This is a genomic window from Enterobacter sp. UPMP2061 (assembly GCF_053709615.1).
Genome location: NZ_JBSKJP010000002.1, coordinates 416,433 through 441,253, shown reverse-complemented (window position 1 = coordinate 441,253; position 24,821 = coordinate 416,433). Strand labels below are relative to the sequence as shown.

General features: G+C 60.1%; 17 protein-coding genes and 1 pseudogene. 9 read left to right on the top strand and 9 right to left on the bottom strand.

Features of this window, described 5'->3' with window-relative positions; translation table 11 throughout:
* Positions 1 to 43 precede the first annotated feature (43 nt).
* From yegD to yegS, 9 genes and pseudogenes are all read left to right on the top strand, one after another.
* A pseudogene (gene yegD, locus ACWKXX_RS07570) lies at positions 44 to 733 on the top strand (molecular chaperone); the annotation flags it as partial.
* A gap of 216 nt (positions 734 to 949) precedes the next feature.
* Complete coding sequence (locus tag ACWKXX_RS07565; protein WP_017693081.1) at positions 950 to 2,152, top strand: MdtA/MuxA family multidrug efflux RND transporter periplasmic adaptor subunit; 1,203 nt, start codon at positions 950 to 952, stop codon at positions 2,150 to 2,152.
* Positions 2,152 to 5,274 carry an MdtB/MuxB family multidrug efflux RND transporter permease subunit gene (locus ACWKXX_RS07560; RefSeq protein ID WP_032619335.1) on the top strand — a complete coding sequence of 1,041 codons (3,123 nt, stop codon included), beginning with the start codon at positions 2,152 to 2,154 and terminating at the stop codon, positions 5,272 to 5,274. The genes ACWKXX_RS07565 and ACWKXX_RS07560 overlap by 1 nt, the downstream gene beginning before the upstream one ends.
* Positions 5,275 to 8,352 (top strand): multidrug efflux RND transporter permease subunit MdtC, encoded by a 3,078-nt coding sequence (gene mdtC, locus ACWKXX_RS07555; protein WP_150391061.1) that lies wholly within the window; start codon positions 5,275 to 5,277, stop codon positions 8,350 to 8,352. It begins immediately after the preceding gene.
* Positions 8,353 to 9,768 (top strand): MFS transporter, encoded by a 1,416-nt coding sequence (gene mdtD, locus ACWKXX_RS07550; protein ID WP_045328806.1) that lies wholly within the window; start codon positions 8,353 to 8,355, stop codon positions 9,766 to 9,768. It abuts the gene before it with no gap.
* Positions 9,765 to 11,168, top strand: coding sequence for an envelope stress sensor histidine kinase BaeS (baeS, locus tag ACWKXX_RS07545; protein ID WP_015572365.1), 1,404 nt, complete (start codon positions 9,765 to 9,767; stop codon positions 11,166 to 11,168). The genes mdtD and baeS overlap by 4 nt, the downstream gene beginning before the upstream one ends.
* On the top strand, positions 11,165 to 11,887 hold the full coding sequence (baeR, locus tag ACWKXX_RS07540; RefSeq protein ID WP_015572364.1) for an envelope stress response regulator BaeR: 723 nt from the start codon (positions 11,165 to 11,167) through the stop codon (positions 11,885 to 11,887). Before baeS ends, baeR begins: the two co-directional genes overlap by 4 nt.
* Positions 11,888 to 12,061: 174 nt before the next feature.
* Positions 12,062 to 13,423 carry a prephenate-dependent tRNA uridine(34) hydroxylase TrhP gene (gene trhP, locus ACWKXX_RS07535; protein WP_017383261.1) on the top strand — a complete coding sequence of 454 codons (1,362 nt, stop codon included), beginning with the start codon at positions 12,062 to 12,064 and terminating at the stop codon, positions 13,421 to 13,423.
* Positions 13,424 to 13,671: 248 nt separating this feature from the next.
* Positions 13,672 to 14,571, top strand: coding sequence for a lipid kinase YegS (yegS, locus tag ACWKXX_RS07530; protein ID WP_015572360.1), 900 nt, complete (start codon positions 13,672 to 13,674; stop codon positions 14,569 to 14,571).
* A gap of 69 nt (positions 14,572 to 14,640) precedes the next feature.
* Here yegS and ACWKXX_RS07525 read toward each other — a convergent pair whose 3' ends face one another.
* The 9 genes from ACWKXX_RS07525 to xylB form a co-directional block, all read right to left on the bottom strand.
* On the bottom strand, positions 14,641 to 15,414 hold the full coding sequence (locus tag ACWKXX_RS07525; RefSeq protein WP_032669504.1) for an ABC transporter ATP-binding protein: 774 nt from the start codon (positions 15,412 to 15,414) through the stop codon (positions 14,641 to 14,643).
* A gap of 9 nt (positions 15,415 to 15,423) precedes the next feature.
* The gene (locus ACWKXX_RS07520) at positions 15,424 to 16,284 is read right to left on the bottom strand and encodes an ABC transporter ATP-binding protein (RefSeq protein ID WP_032666825.1); all 861 of its coding nucleotides are present in this window, start codon (positions 16,282 to 16,284) and stop codon (positions 15,424 to 15,426) included.
* A complete protein-coding gene (locus tag ACWKXX_RS07515) occupies positions 16,256 to 17,161 on the bottom strand; it encodes an ABC transporter permease (protein ID WP_261666115.1) in 906 nt (301 codons plus the stop codon). Before ACWKXX_RS07515 ends, ACWKXX_RS07520 begins: the two co-directional genes overlap by 29 nt.
* Positions 17,158 to 18,195, bottom strand: coding sequence for an ABC transporter permease (locus ACWKXX_RS07510; protein WP_017693076.1), 1,038 nt, complete (start codon positions 18,193 to 18,195; stop codon positions 17,158 to 17,160). Before ACWKXX_RS07510 ends, ACWKXX_RS07515 begins: the two co-directional genes overlap by 4 nt.
* A complete protein-coding gene (locus ACWKXX_RS07505) occupies positions 18,192 to 19,808 on the bottom strand; it encodes an ABC transporter substrate-binding protein (RefSeq protein WP_023304089.1) in 1,617 nt (538 codons plus the stop codon). The genes ACWKXX_RS07510 and ACWKXX_RS07505 overlap by 4 nt, the downstream gene beginning before the upstream one ends.
* Before the next feature lie 33 nt (positions 19,809 to 19,841).
* Positions 19,842 to 20,996, bottom strand: a complete 1,155-nt coding sequence (locus ACWKXX_RS07500) for a mandelate racemase family protein (protein WP_017383258.1) — start codon at positions 20,994 to 20,996, stop codon at positions 19,842 to 19,844.
* A 297-nt stretch (positions 20,997 to 21,293) separates the two neighbouring features.
* Entirely contained in the window at positions 21,294 to 21,959 is a 666-nt protein-coding gene (locus ACWKXX_RS07495; RefSeq protein WP_261666114.1) for an HAD family hydrolase, read from the bottom strand.
* A gap of 44 nt (positions 21,960 to 22,003) precedes the next feature.
* Positions 22,004 to 23,281 (bottom strand): RbtT/DalT/CsbX family MFS transporter, encoded by a 1,278-nt coding sequence (locus ACWKXX_RS07490; protein WP_017693074.1) that lies wholly within the window; start codon positions 23,279 to 23,281, stop codon positions 22,004 to 22,006.
* Positions 23,282 to 23,348: 67 nt separating this feature from the next.
* A complete protein-coding gene (xylB, locus tag ACWKXX_RS07485) occupies positions 23,349 to 24,812 on the bottom strand; it encodes a xylulokinase (protein ID WP_047734710.1) in 1,464 nt (487 codons plus the stop codon).
* Positions 24,813 to 24,821 lie beyond the last annotated feature (9 nt).

Genomic DNA, 24,821 nt, shown 5'->3' with positions numbered 1-24,821 from the left:
GCTTGTTCTCTCATCTCGTTTACTGTGGTGTACATACTAACACGACTGCTCATTACTGCTGATGGGTCCCCAGTGGCATCACCGTCGCGATCGTGAAAATAGTCTGCTGGGGCACAGCGGCTGCCGCGTGGGCGGTAACGATCTTGATATTGCCCTGGCCTTCAAGAGCCTGATGCCGCTGCTCGGTATGGGCGGTCAAACCGAGAAAGGCATCGCCCTGCCGATCCTGCCGTGGTGGAACGCGATTGCCATCAACGACGTCCCTGCCCAGAGTGATTTTTACAGCACCGCGAATGGCCGTTTCCTCAACGATCTGGTGCGTGATGCGCAGGATGCAGAGAAGGTCGCGCTGCTGTATAAGGTGTGGCGTCAGCGCCTGAGCTACCGCGTGGTGCGCACCGCCGAAGAGAGCAAAATTGCCCTTTCCGATCGTCCAGAGCATGCGGTTTCGCTGCCGTTTATCAGTGACGATCTGGCTACGGCTATCACTCAGGAAGGGCTGGAAATGGCGCTCACTCAGCCGCTTCAGCGTATTCTGGAGCAGGTGCGACTGGCGCTTGAGAACGGCAAAGTGAAGCCGGACGTAATTTACCTGACTGGCGGTAGCGCCCGTTCGCCGCTGATCAAGAAAGCGCTGGAGGAACAGCTGCCGGGGATCCCGATTGCCGGCGGCGATGACTTTGGCTCCGTTACGGCAGGGCTGGCGCGCTGGGCGCAGGTGGTGTTTAGCTAATGGGGTTGTGCCGGGTGGCGGCTTCGCCTTACCCGGCCTACAAGATCCTCCAACCGTAGGCCGGGTAAGCGAAGCGCCACCCGGCGAAGGCGAAACCGCTGCGCCACACTCAGACAATTCCCGACAGTCTTCCATATTTCCTCCATTTTTCCGCTGTGTTAGCTGACTAAACTAGTATCATTCCCCGAAAGAGTTTCAGGATGAGAACGTATAACGATGAAAGGCAGTAACAAATCCCGCTGGGCAATCGCCGTTGGTCTGATTGTGGTGGTCCTGGCCGCCGCCTGGTACTGGCACAGCCAGTCCGCGAACTCCACGGCACCTGCTGGCGCTAATAGCCCCTCACAACGCTCAACGGGCGGTGGGCGCCACGCTATGCGCGGCGGTGCGCTGGCACCGGTGCAGGCGGCAACGGCGGTGAATAAAGCGGTGCCTCGTTATCTCTCCGGGCTGGGAACCATCACCGCCGCCAACACCGTGACGGTACGTAGCCGCGTGGACGGTCAGTTGATGGCCATCCATTTCCAGGAAGGTCAGCAGGTAAAAGCCGGCGATCTGCTGGCGGAAATCGATCCAAGCCAGTTTAAGGTTGCCCTGGCGCAGGCGCAGGGGCAGCTCGCGAAAGACAAAGCCACCCTCGCCAATGCCCGCCGCGATTTAGCCCGCTATCAGCAGCTGGTAAAAACCAACCTCGTGTCGCGCCAGGAGCTGGACACCCAGCAGTCTCTGGTCAGTGAATCTCAGGGCACCATCAAGGCCGACGAAGCCGCGGTCGCCAGCGCCCAGCTCCAGCTTGACTGGAGCCGGATCACCGCGCCGATTGACGGCCGCGTGGGCCTGAAACAGGTCGATATCGGGAACCAAATCTCCAGCGGCGATACCACGGGCATCGTGGTGATCACCCAGACGCACCCTATCGATCTCGTCTTTACCCTGCCGGAAAGCGACATTGCGACGGTGATACAGGCGCAGAAGGCCGGAAAAGCGCTGGTGGTTGAAGCCTGGGATCGCACCAACAAGCAGAAGCTGAGCGAAGGTTCGCTGTTGAGCCTGGATAACCAGATCGACACCACCACCGGCACCATTAAGCTAAAAGCACGCTTCAACAATCAGGACGATGCCCTGTTCCCGAATCAGTTCGTCAACGCGCGAATGCTGGTCGCGACCGAAGAAAACGCGGTGGTGATCCCGACGGCGGCCCTGCAAATGGGCAGTGAAGGCAATTTTGTCTGGGTGCTGAACAGCGAAAACAAGGTCAGCAAACACCTGGTGAAAACCGGCATCCAGGACAGCCAGACGGTGGTGATCAGCGCCGGGCTGTCCGCTGGCGACCGCGTCGTGACCGACGGTATTGACCGTCTGACCGAAGGGGCGCAGGTCGAGGTGGTGGAAGCGCAGGATACAGGAGCAAAAGCCTGATGCAGGTCTTGCCGCCGAGCTCTACAGGTGGGCCATCACGCCTGTTTATCTTACGTCCGGTTGCGACGACCCTGTTGATGGTGGCGATCCTGCTGGCCGGGATCATTGGCTACCGTTTTCTGCCCGTGTCGGCGCTGCCGGAAGTGGACTACCCGACCATTCAGGTTGTCACCCTCTATCCGGGCGCCAGTCCGGATGTGGTGACGTCCGCCATCACCGCCCCGCTGGAGCGTCAGTTTGGCCAGATGTCTGGCCTGAAGCAAATGTCCTCCCAGAGCTCCGGTGGCGCTTCGGTCGTCACGCTTCAGTTCCAGCTCACGCTGTCGCTGGACGTCGCTGAGCAGGAGGTGCAGGCCGCGATTAACGCCGCCACAAACCTGCTGCCGTCTGACCTGCCGAATCCACCGGTTTACAGCAAGGTCAACCCGGCGGATCCGCCGATCATGACCCTTGCCGTCACCTCCTCCGCCATGCCGATGACCCAGGTGGAAGACATGGTTGAAACCCGCGTGGCGCAGAAGATTTCGCAGGTGACCGGCGTGGGGCTGGTGACGCTGGCGGGCGGTCAACGCCCCGCCGTGCGCGTCAAACTGAATGCCCAGGCCATTGCCGCGCTGGGGTTAACCAGCGAAACCATTCGCACCGCCATCAGCAGCGCCAACGTCAACTCAGCGAAGGGTTCGCTGGACGGCCCGACCCGCGCGGTCACGCTCTCCGCCAACGACCAGATGCAGTCCGCCGATGAGTACCGTCAGCTGATCATTGCCTACCAGAACGGCGCGCCGATCCGTTTGGGCGACGTGGCAACCGTTGAACAAGGCGCGGAAAACAGCTGGCTCGGGGCGTGGGCCAATAAGCAGCAGGCGATTGTCATGAACGTTCAGCGCCAGCCGGGCGCGAACATTATTGATACCGCCGACAGCATTCGCACCATGCTGCCGCAGCTGGTGGAAAGCCTGCCAAAATCGGTCAGCGTGAAAGTGCTCTCTGACCGCACCACGAATATTCGCGCGTCAGTGACCGACACCCAGTTCGAGCTGATGCTGGCGATTGCGCTGGTGGTGATGATCATCTACCTGTTCCTGCGCAACGTCCCGGCAACCATCATTCCCGCCGTCGCCGTGCCGCTCTCGCTGGTCGGAACGTTCGCGGTGATGGTGTTCCTCGACTTCTCGATTAACAACCTGACGCTGATGGCGCTCACCATCGCCACCGGGTTTGTGGTGGACGACGCCATCGTGGTAATCGAGAACATCTCGCGCTATATCGAAAAAGGTGAAAAGCCGTTAGCCGCCGCGCTGAAGGGCGCGGGGGAGATCGGCTTTACCATTATCTCGCTCACCTTCTCGCTGATTGCGGTGCTGATCCCGCTGCTGTTTATGGGCGATATCGTCGGGCGGCTGTTCCGCGAGTTTGCCGTGACGCTGGCGGTCGCCATTCTGATCTCTGCCGTGGTGTCGCTGACGCTGACGCCGATGATGTGCGCCCGCATGCTGAGCCACGAGTCCTTGCGCAAGCAAAACCGCTTCTCGCGTGCCTCCGAGCGGATGTTCGAGCGCATTATCGCCGCCTACGGCCGCGTGCTGGCGAAAGTGCTGAACCATCCGTGGGCAACGCTCGGCGTGGCGCTCGGCACCCTGGCGCTCAGCGTCATGCTGTGGATTTTCATTCCGAAAGGCTTCTTCCCGATTCAGGACAACGGCATTATTCAGGGCACGCTTCAGGCGCCGCAGACGGTCTCCTTCGCCAACATGGCGCAGCGCCAGCAGCAGGTGTCTGAGATCATCATGAAAGATCCGGCCGTGGAAAGCCTGACTGCCTACGTGGGGGTGGACGGCACCAACCCGTCGCTCAACAGCGCGCGCCTGCAAATTAACCTTAAACCGCTCGATGACCGCGACGATCGCGTTAACGCGGTGATTGAACGCCTGCAAAGCGCGGTGGCGCGCGTGCCGGGCATTGAGCTGTATCTGCAACCGATCCAGGATTTAACCATTGATACGCAGGTGAGCCGCACGCAGTACCAGTTTACGCTCCAGGCCACCTCGCTTGAGGCACTGAGCACCTGGGTGCCGCAGCTGGTGGACAAGCTGAAAGCACTGCCGCAGGTTTCTGACGTCAGCAGCGACTGGCAGGATAAAGGGCTGGCGGCGTACGTGAACGTCAACCGCGACACCGCCAGCCGTCTGGGCATTACCATGTCCGACGTGGATAACGCCCTGTATAACGCCTTTGGCCAGCGCCTGATCTCCACCATCTATACCCAGGCCAACCAGTATCGCGTGGTGCTGGAACATAACACCGAGAACACGCCCGGGCTGGCCGCGCTGGACACGGTGCGCCTGACCAGCAAAGACGGCGGGATTGTGCCGCTCAGCGCCATTGCCAGCGTGGAAGAGCGTCACACCCCGCTGTCGATTAACCATCTCGATCAGTTCCCGTCCACCACCATTTCCTTCAACGTGCCGGACGGGTATTCCCTGGGCGAAGCGGTGGAGGCCATTCTGGGCGCGGAGAAAGAACTCAGCTTCCCGTCCGATATTCAGACCCAGTTCCAGGGCAGTACGCTAGCGTTCCAGGCCGCGCTGGGCAGCACCGTCTGGCTGATTGTCGCGGCGGTGGTGGCGATGTATATCGTGCTTGGCGTGCTGTATGAAAGCTTTATCCATCCGATCACCATCCTCTCCACCCTGCCGACGGCGGGCGTGGGGGCGCTGCTGGCGCTGATGCTGGCGGGGAGCGAGCTGGACGTCATTGCGATCATCGGCATCATCCTGCTTATCGGCATTGTGAAGAAAAACGCCATCATGATGATCGACTTTGCGCTGGCCGCCGAGCGCGAGCAGGGTATGGCGCCGCGCGAGGCCATTTACCAGGCCTGTCTGCTGCGTTTTCGTCCGATCCTGATGACCACCCTCGCCGCCCTGCTGGGCGCGCTGCCGCTGATGCTGAGCACCGGCGTGGGGGCCGAACTGCGCCGTCCGCTGGGCATCGGGATGGTGGGCGGCCTGCTGGTGAGCCAGGTGCTGACGCTGTTTACCACGCCGGTTATCTACCTGCTGTTTGACCGTCTGGCCCTGTGGACGAAAAGCCGCTTCCCGAAACGTGAAGAGGAGGCGTAAGTGAAGTTTTTCGCCCTCTTCATTTACCGTCCGGTGGCGACGATTTTACTCTCCGTCGCTATTACCCTGTGCGGCGTGCTGGGCTTCCGGCTGCTGCCGGTGGCCCCGCTGCCGCAGGTCGATTTCCCGGTGATCATGGTCAGCGCCTCGCTGCCGGGTGCCTCGCCGGAGACCATGGCGTCATCGGTGGCGACGCCGCTTGAGCGCTCGCTTGGGCGAATTGCCGGGGTTAACGAGATGACCTCCAGCAGTTCGCTGGGCAGCACGCGCATCATTCTGGAATTTAACTTCGACCGGGACATCAACGGCGCGGCGCGTGACGTGCAGGCCGCGATAAACGCCGCCCAAAGCCTGCTGCCAAGCGGCATGCCGAGCCGTCCAACCTACCGCAAGGCTAACCCGTCCGACGCGCCGATCATGATCCTGACGCTCACGTCAGAGACCTACTCCCAGGGCGAGCTGTACGATTTTGCCTCCACCCAGCTGGCGCAAACCATCGCCCAGATTGACGGCGTGGGCGACGTGGACGTCGGCGGCAGCTCTCTGCCCGCCGTGCGCGTGGGGCTGAATCCGCAGGCGCTGTTTAACCAGGGCGTATCGCTGGACGACGTGCGTTCCGCCATCAGCAACGCCAACGTGCGTAAGCCGCAGGGCGCGATTGAGGACAACAGCCACCGCTGGCAGATCCAGACCAACGACGAGCTGAAAACCGCCGCCGAGTATCAGCCGTTGATTATTCACTACAACAACGGTGCGGCGGTGCGCCTGAGCGACGTCGCCAGCGTCACCGATTCGGTGCAGGACGTGCGTAACGCCGGGATGACTAACGCCAAACCGGCGATTTTGCTGATGATCCGCAAACTGCCGGAAGCCAACATTATCCAGACGGTGAACAGCATCCGCGCGCGCCTGCCGGAGCTTCAGGAAACGATTCCGGCGGCTATCGACCTCCAGATTGCGCAGGACCGCTCCCCTACCATCCGCGCCTCGCTTGAGGAGGTAGAGCAAACGCTGATCATCTCCGTCGCGCTGGTGATCCTGGTGGTGTTCCTGTTCCTGCGCTCGGGGCGCGCCACGCTGATCCCGGCGGTGGCGGTTCCGGTATCGCTGATAGGCACCTTTGCCGCCATGTACCTGTGCGGGTTTAGTCTTAACAACCTGTCGCTGATGGCGCTGACGATTGCCACCGGGTTTGTAGTGGATGACGCCATCGTGGTGCTGGAGAATATCTCGCGCCATCTGGAAGCGGGCATGAAGCCGCTCCAGGCGGCGCTTCAGGGGACGCGCGAAGTGGGCTTCACGGTCCTGTCCATGAGCCTGTCGCTGGTGGCGGTGTTCCTGCCGCTGCTGCTGATGGGCGGCCTGCCGGGGCGACTGCTGCGCGAATTTGCCGTCACGCTTTCCGTCGCCATCGGTATCTCCCTGGTGATTTCGCTGACGCTGACGCCGATGATGTGCGGCTGGATGCTAAAGCGCAGCCAACCGCACTCGCAGCCGCGCAGGAAAGGCTTTGGCCGCGTCCTGATGGCGATGCAGTCAGGCTATGGCAAATCGCTGAAATGGGTGCTGAACCACACGCGTCTTGTCGGGCTGGTGCTGATCGGCACCATTGTGCTCAACGTCTGGATGTATATCACCATCCCGAAAACCTTCTTCCCGGAGCAGGATACCGGCGTGCTGATGGGCGGTATTCAGGCGGACCAGAGTATTTCGTTCCAGGCGATGCGGGGCAAACTGCAAGACTTTATGAAAATCATCCGGGAAGATCCGGCCGTGGATAACGTCACCGGCTTTACCGGCGGCTCGCGCGTTAACAGCGGGATGATGTTTATTACCCTTAAGCCGCGCGGTGAACGTCACGAAACGGCGCAGCAGATCATTGACCGCCTGCGGCTGAAGCTTGCCAAAGAGCCGGGGGCAAATCTGTTTTTGATGGCCGTTCAGGATATTCGCGTCGGCGGACGACAGGCTAACGCCAGCTATCAGTACACCCTGCTCTCGGATGACTTAGCCGCCCTGCGCGAATGGGAGCCGAAGATCCGTAAAGCGCTGGCCGCGCTGCCGCAGCTGGCGGACGTGAACTCCGACAGCCAGAATAACGGCGCGGAGATGGCGCTCACCTACGATCGCGAAACCATGTCCCGCCTGGGCATTAACGTTGAAGCGGCCAACAGCCTGCTTAACAACGCCTTCGGGCAGCGTGAAGTCTCCACCATCTATCAGCCGATGAACCAGTACAAGGTGGTGATGGAAGTTGATCCGCGCTACACCCAGGACATCAGCGCGCTGGACAAGATGTTTGTGATCAATAATGACGGCAAGGCGATCCCGCTGTCGTACTTCGCCAGCTGGCAGCCGTCGAACGCGCCGCTGTCGGTGAACCACCAGGGGCTTTCCGCCGCCTCGACCGTGTCGTTTAACCTGCCAACCGGCTCGTCGCTGTCTGAGGCCAGCGACGCCATCAACCGCGCCATGACCCAGCTCGGGGTGCCCTCCTCCGTGCGCGGCAGCTTTGCCGGTACGGCGCAGGTGTTCCAGGACACCATGAACTCGCAGGTCATTTTGATCCTGGCGGCTATTGCCACGGTTTATATCGTGCTGGGCGTGCTGTACGAAAGCTATGTGCACCCGTTGACCATTCTCTCCACGCTTCCCTCTGCGGGCGTGGGGGCGCTGCTGGCGCTGGAGCTGTTCGGTGCCCCGTTCAGCCTAATCGCGCTCATCGGGATCTTGCTATTAATAGGTATTGTGAAGAAAAACGCGATTATGATGGTCGACTTTGCCCTGGACGCCCAGCGTAACGGCAACCTGACGCCGGACGAGGCGATATTCCAGGCCTGTCTGCTGCGTTTTCGCCCGATCATGATGACCACGCTGGCCGCGCTATTCGGTGCGCTACCGCTGGTCATATCCGGTGGTGACGGCTCTGAACTGCGCCAGCCGCTGGGGATCACGATTGTCGGCGGCCTGGTGATGAGCCAGCTGCTGACGCTCTACACCACGCCGGTAGTCTATCTGTTCTTCGACCGCCTGCGGCTGCGTTTTTCGCGTAAAAAGAGAACCACGGTGACCGAGTAAATGACCGACCTACCCAGTAACGTTCGCTGGCAATTATGGATCGTCGCGTTCGGCTTCTTTATGCAGTCGCTGGACACGACCATCGTGAATACCGCCCTCCCCTCGATGGCGAAAAGCCTGGGGGAGAGCCCGCTGCACATGCATATGGTGATTGTCGCCTACGTGCTGACGGTCGCCGTGATGCTGCCCGCCAGCGGCTGGCTGGCGGATAAAGTCGGTGTGCGAAACATCTTCTTCACCGCCATTGTGCTGTTTACCACCGGGTCGCTGTTTTGCGCCCAGGCCAATACCCTCGATCAACTGGTGATGGCGCGCGTGCTACAGGGCGTCGGCGGCGCGATGATGGTGCCCGTCGGGCGGTTAACGGTGATGAAAATTGTTCCGCGCGCGCAGTATATGGCGGCGATGACCTTCGTCACCTTGCCCGGTCAGGTCGGCCCGCTGCTTGGCCCGGCGCTGGGCGGTATTCTGGTGGAGTATGCCTCCTGGCACTGGATCTTCCTGATCAACCTGCCGGTCGGTATTATCGGCGCGATTGCCACTCTGACGCTGATGCCGAACTATAAAATGCAGACCCGGCGCTTTGATTTCGTTGGCTTTATCCTGCTGGCGGCTGGCATGGCGACGCTCACCCTGGCCCTCGACGGGCAAAAAGGGCTGGGGATCTCCTCCCTGTCGCTCGCCCTGCTGGTGGCGCTGGGGATCACCGCGATTCTCTGGTATCTGTGGCATGCCAGAGGCAACGCTAACGCGCTGTTCAGCCTGAATCTGTTCAGGAATCCCACCTACCGTCTTGGTCTGTTCGGCAGCTTTGCCGGACGCATCGGCAGCGGCATGTTGCCGTTTATGACGCCGGTGTTTTTACAGATTGGGATGGGCTTCTCGCCGTTCCACGCCGGGCTGATGATGATCCCGATGGTGCTCGGCAGCATGGGGATGAAGCGTATTGTGGTGCAGGTGGTGAACCGCTTCGGCTATCGCCGGGTGCTGGTGGCCGCCACGATCGGGCTGGCGTTGGTCTGCCTGCTGTTTATGGCCGTGGCGCTGCTGGGCTGGTACTACATCCTGCCGCTGGTGCTGTTCTGCCAGGGGATCATCAACTCCATGCGCTTCTCGTCGATGAACACCCTGACGCTAAAAGATCTGCCGGACGAGCTGGCGAGCAGCGGTAACAGCCTGCTGTCGATGATCATGCAGCTCTCCATGAGCGTGGGGGTCACGGTCGCCGGATTGCTGCTCGGCATGTACGGGCAGCACCATCTCAGCGCCGACACCCCCGTCGCGCATCAGGTCTTTTTATACACTTACCTCAGCATGGCGGTAATTATCGCCCTGCCCGCTTTTATCTTTGCCAGAGTACCGAATGACACGACCAAAAACGTCGTGATCCGACGCGGCAAAAGGAGTGCACCATGAAATTCTGGCGTCCGGGGATCACCGGTAAGCTTTTTGTGGCGATTTTCGCCACCTGTATCGTTCTGCTGATTACCATGCACTGGGCGGTGCGGGTCAGCTTTGAGCGCGGCTTTATTGACTACATTAAGCACGGTAACGAACAGCGACTACAGGGCTTAAGCGACGCGCTGGGCGAACAGTATAGCCTGCACGGTAACTGGCGTTTTCTGCGCAATAACGATCGCTTTGTGTTTCAAATCCTGCGCTCGCTGGAGCACGATAATGACGACGACCGCCCGGGGCCGGGCATGCCGCCGCACGGCTGGCGCACCCAGTTCTGGGTGATAGATCAGGAGATGCGCGTGCTCGTTGGACCACGCTCTCCGGTACCGCCGGACGGCACAAAGCGCGCCATTACTTCGAACGGCGCCACGGTGGGCTGGGTTATCGCCTCGCCGGTCGAGCGGCTGACGCGCAACACCGACATCAACTTTGACCGCCAGCAGCGTCAGACCAGCTGGCTGATTGTCGCGCTTTCTACCCTGCTTGCGGCGCTCGCCACCTTCCCGCTGGCGCGCGGCCTGCTGGCGCCGGTTAAGCGCCTGGTGGAAGGCACGCACAAGCTGGCGGCGGGTGATTTCTCGACCCGCGTTGACACCCGCAGCCAGGATGAACTGGGCAAGCTGGCGCAGGACTTCAACCAGCTCGCCAGCACGCTGGAAAAAAACCAGCAGATGCGCCGCGATTTTATGGCCGACATTTCGCACGAGCTGCGCACCCCGCTGGCGGTGTTGCGCGGCGAGCTGGAGGCGATTCAGGACGGCGTGCGACAGTTCACCCCCGAGTCCGTGGCCTCGCTTCAGGCGGAAGTCGGCACGCTGACCAAGCTGGTGGACGATCTGCATCAGCTTTCCATGTCCGACGAAGGCGCCCTGGCCTACCAGAAAGCCCCAGTCGACGTGATCAATATCCTTGAAGTCGTGACCGGCGCATTCCGCGAACGCTTCGCCAGCCGTGACCTGAAAATCAACCTTTCGCTGCCGGACAGCGCGGTGGTATTTGGCGACAGAGATCGCCTGATGCAGCTGTTCAATAATCTGCTGGAGAACAGCCTCCGCTACACCGACGGCGGCGGCGCGCTGCATATCTCCGGCAGGCAGGAAAACGGGCGCTTTGCCCTGACCTTTGCGGACTCCGCCCCTGGCGTGAAAGATGCGCAGCTGGAAAAACTGTTCGAGCGCTTCTATCGCACCGAAGGTTCACGCAACCGCGCCAGCGGCGGTTCCGGCCTTGGGCTGGCGATTTGCGTTAACATTGTGGAGGCCCACGGCGGCACCATCCGCGCCGCCCATTCGCCTTTTGGCGGGGTTAGCATTACAGTAGAGTTACCTCTGGAACGGGATTTATCGAGGGAAGCATGACCGAGTTACCGATTGACGACAACACACCGCGTATTTTGATCGTGGAAGACGAGCCTAAACTTGGGCAACTGCTGATCGACTATCTGCGTGCCGCAAGTTACGCGCCAACGCTTATCAGCCACGGCGACCAGGTGCTGCCCTACGTGCGCCAGACGCCGCCGGATCTGATCCTGCTGGATCTGATGCTGCCGGGTACCGACGGCCTGACCCTGTGCCGGGAAATTCGTCGTTTCTCCGATGTGCCCATCGTGATGGTGACGGCCAAAATCGAAGAGATCGACCGTCTGCTGGGGCTCGAAATCGGCGCCGACGATTACATCTGCAAGCCTTACAGTCCGCGGGAGGTGGTCGCTCGGGTGAAAACCATCCTCCGCCGCTGTAAGCCACAGCGTGAATTGCAGGTGCTGGATGCGCAAAGCCCGCTGATCGTCGACGAAAGCCGCTTCCAGGCGAGCTGGCGCAGCAAACTATTGGATCTTACCCCAGCGGAGTTCCGCCTGCTGAAAACGCTCTCCCACGAGCCGGGAAAAGTGTTTTCCCGCGAACAGCTGCTCAACCATCTGTATGACGATTACCGCGTAGTGACCGACCGCACCATCGACAGTCACATCAAAAACCTGCGCCGCAAGCTGGAGGCACTGGACGCCGACCAGTCGTTTATTCGCGCGGTGTACGGCGTGGGTTATCGCTGGGAAGCGGATGCGTGCAGGATTGCCTGAATAACCCTCCCTCACCCTGCCCTCAGCCCCAAAGGGGAGAGGGTTAGGGTGAGGGGCAAAGCTTTACCTCTCTTCCCCGCAGCGCTACAATGCCCGCCCTTAAAGTGGGGGATCTCCCCTTACCGCTGCACCAGGTGCACGCGGATCTGACCTGTCATCAGAACGAGAACAAACATGTTTAAACCGGAACTCCTTTCCCCGGCGGGAACGCTGCAAAATATGCGTTACGCTTTCGCCTATGGTGCCGACGCCGTCTACGCGGGCCAGCCGCGCTACTCGCTGCGCGTGCGTAACAACGAATTCAACCACGAGAATCTTCAGCTCGGCATCAACGAAGCGCATGCCCTGGGCAAAAAATTCTACGTGGTGGTGAACATCGCGCCGCACAACGCCAAGCTGAAAACGTTCATTCGCGACCTGAAGCCGGTCGTGGAGATGGGGCCGGACGCGCTGATCATGTCGGACCCGGGTTTAATCATGCTGGTTCGGGAGAACTTCCCGGAGATGGACATTCACCTCTCGGTGCAGGCTAACGCCGTCAACTGGGCAACGGTGAAATTCTGGAAACAGATGGGGCTGACCCGCGTCATTCTGTCCCGCGAGCTGTCCCTCGAAGAGATCGAAGAGATCCGCACCCAGGTGCCGGATATGGAGATCGAAATCTTCGTTCACGGCGCGCTGTGCATGGCCTACTCCGGCCGCTGCCTGCTCTCTGGCTACATCAACAAGCGTGACCCGAACCAGGGCACCTGCACCAACGCCTGCCGCTGGGAATATAACGTTCAGGAAGGCAAAGAAGATGACATCGGCAATATCGTGCACAAACACGAGCCGATCCCGGTCACCAACGTTGAGCCAACGCTGGGTATCGGCGCGCCTACCGACAGCGTGTTTATGATCGAAGAAGCCAAACGTCCGGGCGAATACATGACCGCCTTCGAAGACGAGCATGGCACCTACATCATGAACTCCAAAGATCTGCGCGCCATCGCACACGTCGAGCGTTTAACCCAGATGGGCGTACACTCCCTGAAAATCGAAGGCCGCACCAAGTCTTACTACTACTGCGCCCGTACCGCACAGGTGTATCGCAAAGCCATCGACGATGCCGCCGCCGGCAAACCGTTCGACACCAGCCTGCTGGAAACGCTGGAAGGTCTGGCGCATCGCGGCTATACCGAAGGTTTCCTGCGCCGTCACACCCACGACGACTACCAGAACTACGAGCATGGCTACTCGATTTCCGAACGCCAGCAGTTTGTAGGCGACTTCACCGGCGAACGTAAAGGTCCGCTGGCCGCCGTCGCCGTAAAAAACAAATTCACTAAAGGCGACAGCCTGGAGCTGATGACGCCTCAGGGCAACATGAACTTCCGCCTCGAGCACCTGGAAAACAAAAAAGGTGAGGCGATAGAGGTCGCACCTGGCGACGGCCATGTGGTCTGGCTGCCGGTTCCTGAAGAGGTAGAGCTGGAGTTTGCGCTGCTGATGCGTAATTTTGAAGGTGAAAATACCCGAAATCCACACGGCAAATAGTCAATCAACGGGATTTTTTCACGCTGGGATAATTCTTAGAATCGGATCACATACCGCTTCGTTCAATACGGGTATTATCCCCCCGCTGAAAAACATAACCCATAAATGCTAGCTGTACCAGGAACCACCTCCTTAGCCTGCGTAATCTCCCTTACGCGGGCTTATTTTTTGCCTTTCATCCTGTTCTTACCCGCTTTTTCCTTCTCTGGGATACACTCTTTCTATAGTTAAAAAAGGGAGCAACCCGGATGGCATCCTATCCAGACAGTTTATTAATTCTCAATGGCAAAAGTGCAGGCAACGATCTGTTGCGCCAGGCGATCACCGAATTGCGTGAAGATGGCGCGCGCATTCACGTGCGGGTGACCTTTGAAAAAGGCGATGCGGCACGCTATATCGACGAAGGCATCAGGTTAGGCGCTGAGACCATCATTTCAGGCGGCGGCGACGGAACAATCAACGAGATCGCTGGCGCGCTTATTGACCTCAACACAGCACATCGCCCGGTGATGGGCATTTTACCGCTCGGTACCGCCAATGATTTTGCCACCAGCGCCGGCATACCTGAGGATTTAGGCAAAGCGCTGCAACTGGCTATCCTCGGGAAAGCGACCGCCGTCGACATTGCGCAGGTGAATGAAAGAACCTGTTTTATCAACATGGCAACGGGCGGTTTCGGCACGCGGATCACCAGCGAAACGCCGGAGAAGCTGAAAGCCGCGCTGGGCGGCGTCTCGTACCTCATTCACGGCCTGATGCGCATGGACACCCTCAAGCCCGACAGCTGTGAAATCCACGGTGAGAACTTCCACTGGCAGGGCGACGCGCTGGTGATTGGTATCGGCAACGGACGTCAGGCAGGCGGCGGACAGCAGCTTTGCCCGGAAGCCCTGATTAATGATGGTCAGCTACAGCTGCGCATTTTTACTGGCGACGGGCTGCTGCCCGCGCTGTTTACGACGCTGACGCAGCCAGAGGAGAGCCCCAATATTATCGCCGGGAAATCCGCGTGGTTTGAAGTGATCGCCCCACACGGCATGACCTTTAACCTTGATGGCGAACCGCTGAGCGGAGAGAAATTCCGCATCGAAGTTGTTCCGGGCGCGTTGCAGTGCCGATTACCGCCGGATTGTCAGCTCTTGCGCTGATGGTTTGCCGGGTGGCGGCTACGCCTTACCCGGCCTACAGGACCGATCGCGTAGCCGCCACCCGGCTACCTAATACACCGCCACCTCCCGCGCCATCTCGCGGGAATACTGCTGTGAGGCATTGACCAGCATCCGCGTATAGTCGGTTTTGGCCTGCCCGGCGACCAGTTCGTCCACCGTCAGGCTTTCAAGGATTTTGCCATACTGCATTACCGCCACCTTCTGACACAGATGGGCAATCACGCCCAGATCGTGGGTGACCATCAGGTAGGTCAGGTTCGACTCACGCTGAAGTTCCGCCAGCAGGTTGAGGATTTCCGCCTGAACCGAGACGTCCAGCGCCGAGGTAGGTTCATCCAGCAGCAGCACCTGCGGCTCCAGAATCAGCGCCCTGGCAATCGCCACGCGCTGGCGCTGCCCGCCGGAAAGCTGGTGCGGATAGCGATCGCGAAACGCCCGGCTAAGCCCAACTTTATCCAGCAGGGCGTGAACGCGCCGCTCCCGATTTTTTATGCGGTGAATGTGCAGCGGCTCTTCCAGAATATCGCCGATGGTGTGACGCGGATGCAAAGAGCCGTACGGATCCTGAAATACCATCTGCACCCGGCGGCAGCGTTCCTGGCTGATACGTTTTTCCAGCCGCTTGCCGTTAATCGCCAGCTCGCCCTCCCAGTGGGTAAACAGCCCGGCAAGGCATTTCAGCACCGTGGTTTTGCCCGAACCGGACTCCCCCACCAGGCCGTAAATCTCGCCGTCCCTCACGCTGATATTCACATCGTCCAGCACCTGATTACGCTTCTCGCCCTCGCCAAACGTCAGGTTAAGGTGTTGTATCTCGATCATCTCTGCTCCTTACTCGGTGAGCCAGCTGGCCTGACGCTGTAATACCGGCAGCGTCGGTCGGCGATGGTTGATTTCCGGTAGCGCGCTGATGAGCCCCTGGGTGTAGGGATGCCTGGCGTTGTGCAGATCCTTCGCGGCAATCGACTCCACCACCCGTCCGGCGTACATCACCAGCACCCGGTCGCAGAAGCTGCGCACCAGGTTGATGTCGTGGCTGATAAAGATCAGCCCCAGACCGCGGGACTGCACCAGGTCATCCAGTAACCCCAGCACCTGCAAGCGCACCGACACGTCCAGCGCCGAAGTCGGCTCGTCGGCAATGACCAGCTCCGGGTCGGCGATCAGCATCATGGCGATCATGATGCGTTGCCCCTGCCCGCCGGAAATCTCGTGCGGACAGAGGTGATACACCCGCTCCGGCTGGCGAATGCGCACCACGTCGAGCATCTCCAGCACTCTGGCTTTGGCTTCCGCCTTGCGCCCCGGATGATGGGTCAGCCAGGCTTCGGCAATTTGGTCGCCCACGCACACCACCGGGTTAAGGGAGTATTTCGGGTCCTGCATGATCATCGAGATGCGCTTGCCGCGAATGCCGCGCATCTGCGCCTCGCTGACGGCCTGTAAATCGACATCGCCAAACTGCATCCGCGCGGCGCGGATCTGCGCTTTGGCCGGATGCAGGCGTAGCAGCGCCCGCCCGACGGTGGATTTACCGGAACCGGATTCACCGACAATCGCCAGCTTTTCGCGTCCGAGCTGGAAAGAGACGCCGCGCACCGCGTGGGTGACCGCGCCGCCGTTGATAAAATCGACGTGGAGATCGCGCACGTCGAGCATCGGGTTATTCGCTACGAGGATCGAGGATGTCACGCAGGCCATCTCCTAAGAAGTTGAACGCCAGACTGTTGATCAGGATCGCCAGCCCCGGAATAGTCACCACCCACCAGCACTCCATCATGTAGGTACGACCGCTGGAGATCATCGCTCCCGACTCCGGCTCCGGCGGCTGTGCGCCAAGGCCAAGAAAGCCCAGCCCGGCGGCGGTGAGAATGATCCCCGCCATGTTCATGGTGATGCGGATAATCACTGACGGCAGGCACAGCGGGACAATGTGACGCCACAGTACGCGCACCGGGGAAGCACCCTGAAGCCGCACGGCGGAGATAAAATCGGCCTGGCGCAGAGAGAGGGTTTCGGCGCGCGCCAGACGGGCAATCGGCGGCCAGGCGGTGAGCGTAATCGCAATCACCACATGCTCCAGCCCCGGCCCGAGCGCCGCGACAAACGCCAGCGCCAGCACCAGGCTCGGGAAGGAGATAAAGATATCGGTGACGCGCATCAGCACCGCGTCCACCCTGCCGCCGAAGTAGCCTGCGGTGACGCCCAGCAGCAGCCCCAGCGGGCCAACGGTCACGGAGACCAGCAGCAAGATGTAGAGCGTGATGCGCGCGCCGTACACCAGCCGGCTGAAGATGTCCCGGCCAAACTCGTCGGTGCCGAACAAGTGCAGTGCGTTCGGGGCGACCAGCGCGTTATTGAGGTCCTGCACCAGCGGGTTGTACGGCGCGATCAGCGGGGCAAACGCCGCCACAATCAGCAGCAGCAGGATAATCCCGCCGCCGATGGCGGTGAGCGGATTGCGCGCCATCTTGCCGACGAAGCCCGCGGCGCGGCCCAGCGTGCGTCTGATACGCTGGCGGCGTTCGGATGGCCCGGTCCCCAGCGGCGAATCCAGAGAAACGGTCATGATTTCGTCCTCGGGTCAAAGAGTTGATACAGCATGTCGGAGAGCAGGTTCAGCATCACGAAGATGACCCCCACCAGCAGCACGCAGCCCATGACCGCGTTCATATCCCCGAGCAGCAGGCTGCCGGTGAGATACGAACCGAAGCCCGGCCAGGAGAAGACGGTTTCAATCAGCACCGCCCCCTCCAGCAGCGAGCCGTAGGCCAGCGCCACTACCGTCAGGAGCTGCACGAGAATGTTGCGAAACGCGTGATTCCAGATCACCTGACGTTCAGTTAAGCCCTTCACCCGGGCAGTGATAATGAACTCCTGCGACAGCTGCGCCAGCATGAAGCTGCGGGTCATACGGCTGATATAGGCCAGCGAGTGGAAGCCAAGCAGCGACGCGGGCAAAACCAGATGGTTAATGGCGTTCCAGAACACCGCGCCGTTCCCGGCCAGCAGCGCATCCACCGTCATCAGTCCGGTGCGGCGTGGGACTACCCCCTCCAGTCCGAGATCCAGACGTCCCGCGCCTCCCACCCAGCCAAGCCAGGCGTAGAACAGCAGCAGCCCCATCATCCCGACCCAGAAAATCGGCGTGGAATAACCCGCCAGACTGATGATGCGCACCACGTAGTCGGAAACGCTGTTGCGCCGCGCCGCCGCCAGTACGCCCAGCGGAATGCCCAGACCCGCACCGACGATAATCGCCATCGTCGCCAGCTCGAGCGTCGCCGGGAAGACGCGCAGAATATCGGCAGTCACCGGTTTACCCGTCAGCAGGGCATTTCCCAGATCGCCGTGCAGCAGGTTATTGAGGTAAATACCGAACTGAGCCAGCAGCGACCGGTCGAATCCCAGCTGGTGATAGACCTGCTGATAGGTGCTGTGGTCGGCATCCGGTCCGACAATCGCCAGCACCGGATCAACGGGCATTACGCGGCCGATGAAAAAGGTCAGCAGCAGAAGGCCGAACAGCGTCACCACCACCTGCGTTAACCGCTTTGAGAAGCGCCGGGTCCGTGAGCCGGGCGCGAGAATTGCCACACTCATTTGTCACCTCCGGTTTTGTAGACCTCACGCAGGAAGGTGGTGGCCGACGGGTGCGACTGGAAGTTCTTCACCTCGTTACGCACCACCACCGAATCGACCATCTGTGACAGGGGGATCATCGCCGGGATCAGTTCGTCGTAGCGGACCTGGATCTGCTGGTAGTCGGCGATCTGTTTTTCCGGATCGCGCTCCAGCAGGGCCTTGTCGATCATTTCGTTGAGCGGCTTGTCGTAGAAGCTGGTACGCCAGCCCTGGAAGTTGGTCAGACGGGCTCCATCGCTGTTGTCCGGGTTATAGACCAACGCCCGCAGGCTGGAGTGCGGATGGGGTTCGACGCCGCTACCGCCGCGCCCCACCAGCATGTCGAACTTGCGCTCGCGCATTGCGCCGTAAATCTGGTTCCCGGTGCCGGTGATGATTTTGGCGTTGATGCCCGCCTGCATCAGCGTCGACTGCACGGCGATGGCGATATTGAGGAACGGCTGATCCGCCAGCACCCGCAGGGTGGTGTCAAACCCGTCCGGGTAGCCCGCCTCCGCCAGCAGCTTTCTGGCGCGCGGGATATCGAGCCTATAGCCCGGGTCCGGCAGCGTGGACGGCATACCCGCCTTGATCGGGCGCTGGTGCAGCACGCCGTAGCCCGGCATCAGCGCGCTGTTGATGCCCTGATAGTCAATCAGATAGCGCACCGCTTCGCGCACCTTCGGGTTAGCGAAATGGACCTCTTTCATGCTCATCGCCACGTAGTAGACCGTGCCTTTCTGCACGGCTTCGACGGTGAGCTGCGGGTCTTTGCGCAGGGCGTTAATGTCCGCCACCGCCATGTTGCTGGCAACGTCGAGATCGCCTTTCTCAATCATCAGGCGCAGGGTTTGTGACTCCTGGAAATGACGCAGCACCACCCGGCTCATTTTGGGTTCTTCCCGCCAGTATTGCGGGTTGCGCTGCATGCGCAGCATGTCCTTCGCCTGCCAGGTTTCCAGCATAAACGGGCCGGAACCCGCTTCGTTGGTGGTAAGCCAGCGGTTGCCCCAGTCGCTATTCACCGCGTGCTGTTGCACCGTTTTGCTGTCGAGCACGCCGAGGTTGCCGAGCGCGCCGAGGGAGTAGATCACCAGCTGCGGATCGTTAGGCTTAGGCAGAACAATTTGCACCGTGTAGGCATCGGGGGCGCTGATTTGGCTGTCGATGTTTTGCTTAGAAAATCCATACGACTTCCACACCGACGCCTGGGCAAGGTTGAGGTGCAGCAGACGGCGCATCGACCAGACCACATCCTCCGCCGTCAGCGGGTTGCCAGAGTGGAATTTAACGTCGTCACGCAGGTGAAAGGTCAGGGTTTTACGGTCCGGCGAAATATTCCAGGACGTCGCCAGCGCGGGCCTGACGTTGGTGAGCGCGTTCGGGTCCAGCTCCACCAGCGAGTCGTAGAGATTGACCACAATGCCGACCACTTCGTTACCGGTCATTGCCGCCGGATCGAGAGTCAGCAGGTTATTCATGTTCATGCCGATGATGAGCTGGTCGGGCGGCGTTTTCGCGTACGCCGCACCGCTCCCCATCATCAGCGAGAGCGCGAGCAAGCACGCCCCGGCTAAGGGAGATCGTTTCATGTATATATCGCCTGTAGGGTACGTTTTTATCTGTCAGTCGTGGCTGACGGTATTGGCTTCGATATATGCAAAATTAATGTCTTCGCCCAGCCCCGGGCGGGTCGGCAGACTGACCATGCCGTGTTCGTCCATCGGGTCCACCAGGCTGTTGAGGTACGCCGCCGGTTGGTCGTAGTCGAGGAACGGGTGCAGCAGGCCGCGCTCGTACCAGCGGCAGTTTTTGATGGCGCCAATCACCGCCAGGCTGGCCGCGCCGTTGCCGTGTATTTCGCAGTCCATGCCAAAAGATTCCGCCAGGTTCGCCACCTTCAGCGTTGGGGAAATGCCGCCCACGCCGTTCGACCCTGCGCGCAGGATGTCGCAGGCCCCGGCTTTGATCCAGTCAGCACGGCTGTGGTGCTTTCCGCCCAGGCTTTCCGGCCCGATAACCGGAATCGAGAGGTTCTCCGCCAGCCACGCGTAGGAGGCCATGCTCTCCTCTTCCATCGGCTCTTCAAACCAGGCGAAGTCAAGCTTTTCCAGCGCTTTGCCGATGTACAGCGCCTCGGTACGGCTGTACCAGTGGTAGCCGTCAATCATCAGGTCAATGTCCGGGCCAACCGCTTCACGCACGGCGGCACAGGCTTTGACGTCCATCTTTGGATTGGGGGCGAAAGAGACCGGCGGCATCCAGGTGTGCAGCTTGATGGCCTTGTAACCGCGCGCCACCAGCTTTTCGGCAAAGCTGGCGTACTCCTCTGGCGTGGATAATCCGCCCGGCAGATCGTCGCCGCACATGGTGCTGCCATAGGCCGGCACCTTATCGCGATAGCCGCCAAGCAGTTTCCAGACCGGCAGGTTGAGCTTACGGCCAATCAGATCCCACAGCGCCTGTTCAACGAAGCCCAGCGCACGCTCGGTCAGCTGATGCGCGCTTCCCCGCTGCCAGTGCGCCAGATCCTGCCAGATGCGTTCCCGGTTGAATGCGTCCTGCCCCACCAGCACTTTGCGAAAGAAGGTATTGACCACAAAGGGGCGCACCACTTCCGGCGGCGCGAACGAATATCCGCGGGTGCCCTCTTCTGCCGTGATGGTCAACATCGCCATTTTGGCCATGCTCTCCGGCCCAGGATGCGAATGCCCCGCCGCGTCAGAGACCCGACGCGTCGGGTACTGAAAAACGGTGACGTCTACAGATTCAATTTTCATTATCGGTCCTTAAGTCCGGCGATAAGCCCAGAAGCAGAAAATGACAAAGGGGTTTTATGATTTTAAAAATGCGTTTCAGTATGTAATTTAAGCATAAAAAATCAGCACGTCCTCGGACAAAACGCGTTAAGGAGAGGCTATTTTTTGGGCATATGCACGGTCGGACGTGACAATTTTCACAAAAGCGCGGGGAAATGTGAGGTTGATCGGGAGACGTTATTTGAAGGTAAGCGCAGAAGCAGGAATATGCTGACCGGCAACAACCCGCGGAAACTTCTGCGCTTACAAATCAGTCAACTAACCCGCTTCCGGGGCTGGAACGGCAAGCGTTTCCAGCAGCGCATGCATAGACGCATACCGGCCACTGGCATTGCTAAAGCTGGCATGATGGCACGCTGGCGAGACGATGAGGGTTTTGAGCCCCGCACTAAGGGCGGCACGGTAGCCGCTCTGGCTGTCCTCAATCACTATGCACTGCGAGGCCGTCAGGCCTAATTTTCGCAGCGCCGAGAGATAGACGGCAGGGTGCGGTTTTCCGTAGCGTTCATCGTCGGCGCTGCAAATGACCTCAAAATAGTGACCCATCCTGAGTTTCTTAAGCACCGCATGCACGATTTCATGCGACGAAGAGGTGGCAAGTGCAATCCGGTAACCTGCCTCACGAAAATACGACATCACGTCGTAGATGCCCTCTATCGCTTTGCCTTCCCGGCCAATCAGTTCGATGATGCGCAGACGAATGTCCGCTTCAATCATTTCAGGATCGGCCTCAAGTTTGCAGTATTCGCACCAGGTCCGGGCAATCTCATCCAGCCGCTTGCCTTTCGTCAGTGACTCACACTCTTCGTCGCTGACCTCAGCACGCCAGCCTGCCAGAGCTGCTTTCTGCGCCTGACGCCACAGGCCTTCGGAGTCAATGATGACGCCATCCATGTCAAAAATTACCGCCTTAACATCCATCATACGTCTCCGTGAATGGCCCGACGCTGCCGTCAGGCCTGAATAAATTACGAAATTCCGACCGTTTCACCCTTACAGGTTTCCTGACGAACAAACCCAGGCTGTTCAACCCGAATAAACGGACACAGGATGAAGGCCACGACATACAGCGCCGTGTAGGCGATGACCACGCCGAGCGTGCTGAACCAGGGCAGCAGCACCACGGCAATCGCCGGCGCAAGGAAGTTAGACAGACCGGCTGACAGGTTATACACCGAAATCGCCGCCCCCTTGTGCCGCGGCTCCAGCGCCGGGAACACCGCCGCCATCGGTACGAAGGCCGCCACAAAAATCCCCAGCGCGATGGCCGGGACCAGCGCCATGGCAAAGTTATGCCCGAAGTGCTGCGGAATGTAGTAAAACGCCAGGCTCGAGAGCGCCATCCCGATGCAGCCAAACCAGCGCACCACCCGCATCCAGCCCATTTTTTCCGCCACCACGCCCCAGAAGACGTTCGAGAAGATGGTGGTGAAGAAGAATACCGCCCAGACCTGAAGCCACTCGGAGGTGGTGAAGCCCAGCTCGTCAACAAACATCATCGGCATGATGACGGCAAACCCGAACAGGGAGAGGGTGTTGATGATACGCACCATGCTGGAGAGCAGAATACTGCGGTTGGTGTAGAGCAGCGTCGCTGCACGGCCCAGCTCGGCGAATTTTTCCCGGGTGGAGAGAGTCTGCATATGCCGTGGCGTTTCCACCTTACGCATAGAGACCAGCGCAATGATCCCGCCGGTTACGCAGAATGCCAGCGCCAGCCACAGCGTGCCCATCTCCCCGATGTGCGGAATGGTAAAGCTCGGAATGTAGCTGCCGAACACGCCGATGCCGATAGAGTAAACCGCCCAGAACCAGCCCAGCGCCGCGCTGGTACTGTCGCTGCGAACGTTATGCACAATGGCGACGATAAAGGCATAGAGGAACAGCGGATAGGCCAGGCCGCGGATCCCGTAGAACAGCAGAATTAATGCGTAATTTGCCTGACCCAGACCAAAAACGAGAAACAGGACGTGGAAAACGCACCACAGGACGAAGCCAATCAGCATGGTTTTTTGCGGGGTGATGATTTCAGCCACCACGCCGGAAATCCATGCGGAGAGCGCCGCCGCGAGACCGTAGAGCGTGAAGGCGAAAGAGGCTTCAGCAGGCGTGAAGCCCAGCGCCTTAATATAGTGCGACAGGAATGCCAGCTCGAAACCATCGCCCGTCATAAAGACCGCGATAGCGATATACCCCCAGACCAGACTCAGGGGTAATCCCAGCCATTGTTTGTTATTTAACGACATATTGACCTCGTTTTTAGGGTACAGGGAACCGCTCCGGCAGCATCACCGGAGGGTCTTTGCCACAGAATTATGGGTTTCGGTAGTTCAGGTCGTTTTGGTAAAGCGCGTTAAACTGCTGGTAACGCGTCATCAGCGCACGGTGGCGCGCCGGATCGCTGCGCCAGGTTTTATAGACTTCAGGTTTTTCGCACACGGAAGCCAGCGGCTTACCGGCTGCGAGACAGGCCAGCCGTGCAGCCCCCAGCGCACCGCCGGTTTCGCCGCCCTTATGCGTCACCACCGGCATCGCCAGAATATCGGCCAGCAGCTGGGCCCAGAAGGGGCTCCGCGCCCCGCCGCCGACGAGGGAGCACTGTTCAATCTGCGTGCCGCTCTCCTGCAACACGCGAAGGCCATCGGCAATACCGAAGCTGACGCCTTCCAGCACCGCATACCCCATCAGCGCACGCTGGCTGGAGTGCGTTAGCCCCCAGAACATGCCCCGCGCACAGGGATCGTTATGCGGCGTACGTTCCCCGGAAAGGTAGGGCAGGAACATCGGCGCGCTCGCTTTCTCCGCATCGCTTAGCTGGGCGATCTCCTCAAGCAATGCCAGCTCCGTGACGCCCACCAGACGGCAAAACCACTGTAGACAACTGGCGGCGCTTAACATCACGCTCATCTGATGCCACAGGTTTGGCAGCACGTGACAGAACGCGTGCACGGCAGACTGGGGCGCCGGACGGTAGGCATCCGTGACCACAAACAGCACGCCGGAGGTTCCCAGCGAAATAAACGCATCGCCCGGCGAAACGGCCCCAACCCCTATCGCGCTGACGGCGTTATCTCCCCCGCCGCCGGCAACGATAACCGAGGGGTTCAGACCCCACCGCTGCGCTACCGCAGGTTCGAGTAGCGCCGAGACCTCACACCCTTCCACCAGCGCAGGCATGGCGGCACGCGACAGCCCACATTTTTCCAGCAGTGCATCCGACCAGTCTCGTTTTCCCACATCCAGCCACAGCGTCCCTGCCGAGTCCGACATATCAGAGATTTTTTTTCCGGTCATTTTGAAGCGCAGATAATCCTTCGGCAGCAGCACGGTGGCGAGACGGGTGAAGTTCTGCGGCTCATGACGGCGCACCCAGAGCAGCTTTGGTGCCGTAAACCCCGGCATTGCCAGGTTCCCCGCCACCTGGTGCAGCTCGGGCGCCATCTCTTCCAGCTCTGCGCACTCCTGCGCGCAGCGGGTGTCATTCCACAGGATGGCCGGACGCAGGGGTTCACCCGCGGCATCCAGCAGTACCGCACCGTGCATCTGTCCGGAAAGGCCAATGGCTTTTATCGCCTGCCAGTGGTGGCCGCACTTCTCCCGGAGGGTGGCAATCAGGTATTCGGTTGCCTCCCACCAGGCTTCCGGCGATTGTTCAGACCAGTGCGGCTTCGGACGCTGTATCGTCAGCGGCGCGCTATGGGTGGCGACAACGCCGTTGTTTTCGTCAATGACCAGCGCCTTTACTTCTGATGTGCCAAGATCGATGCCCAGATACATACCCACCTC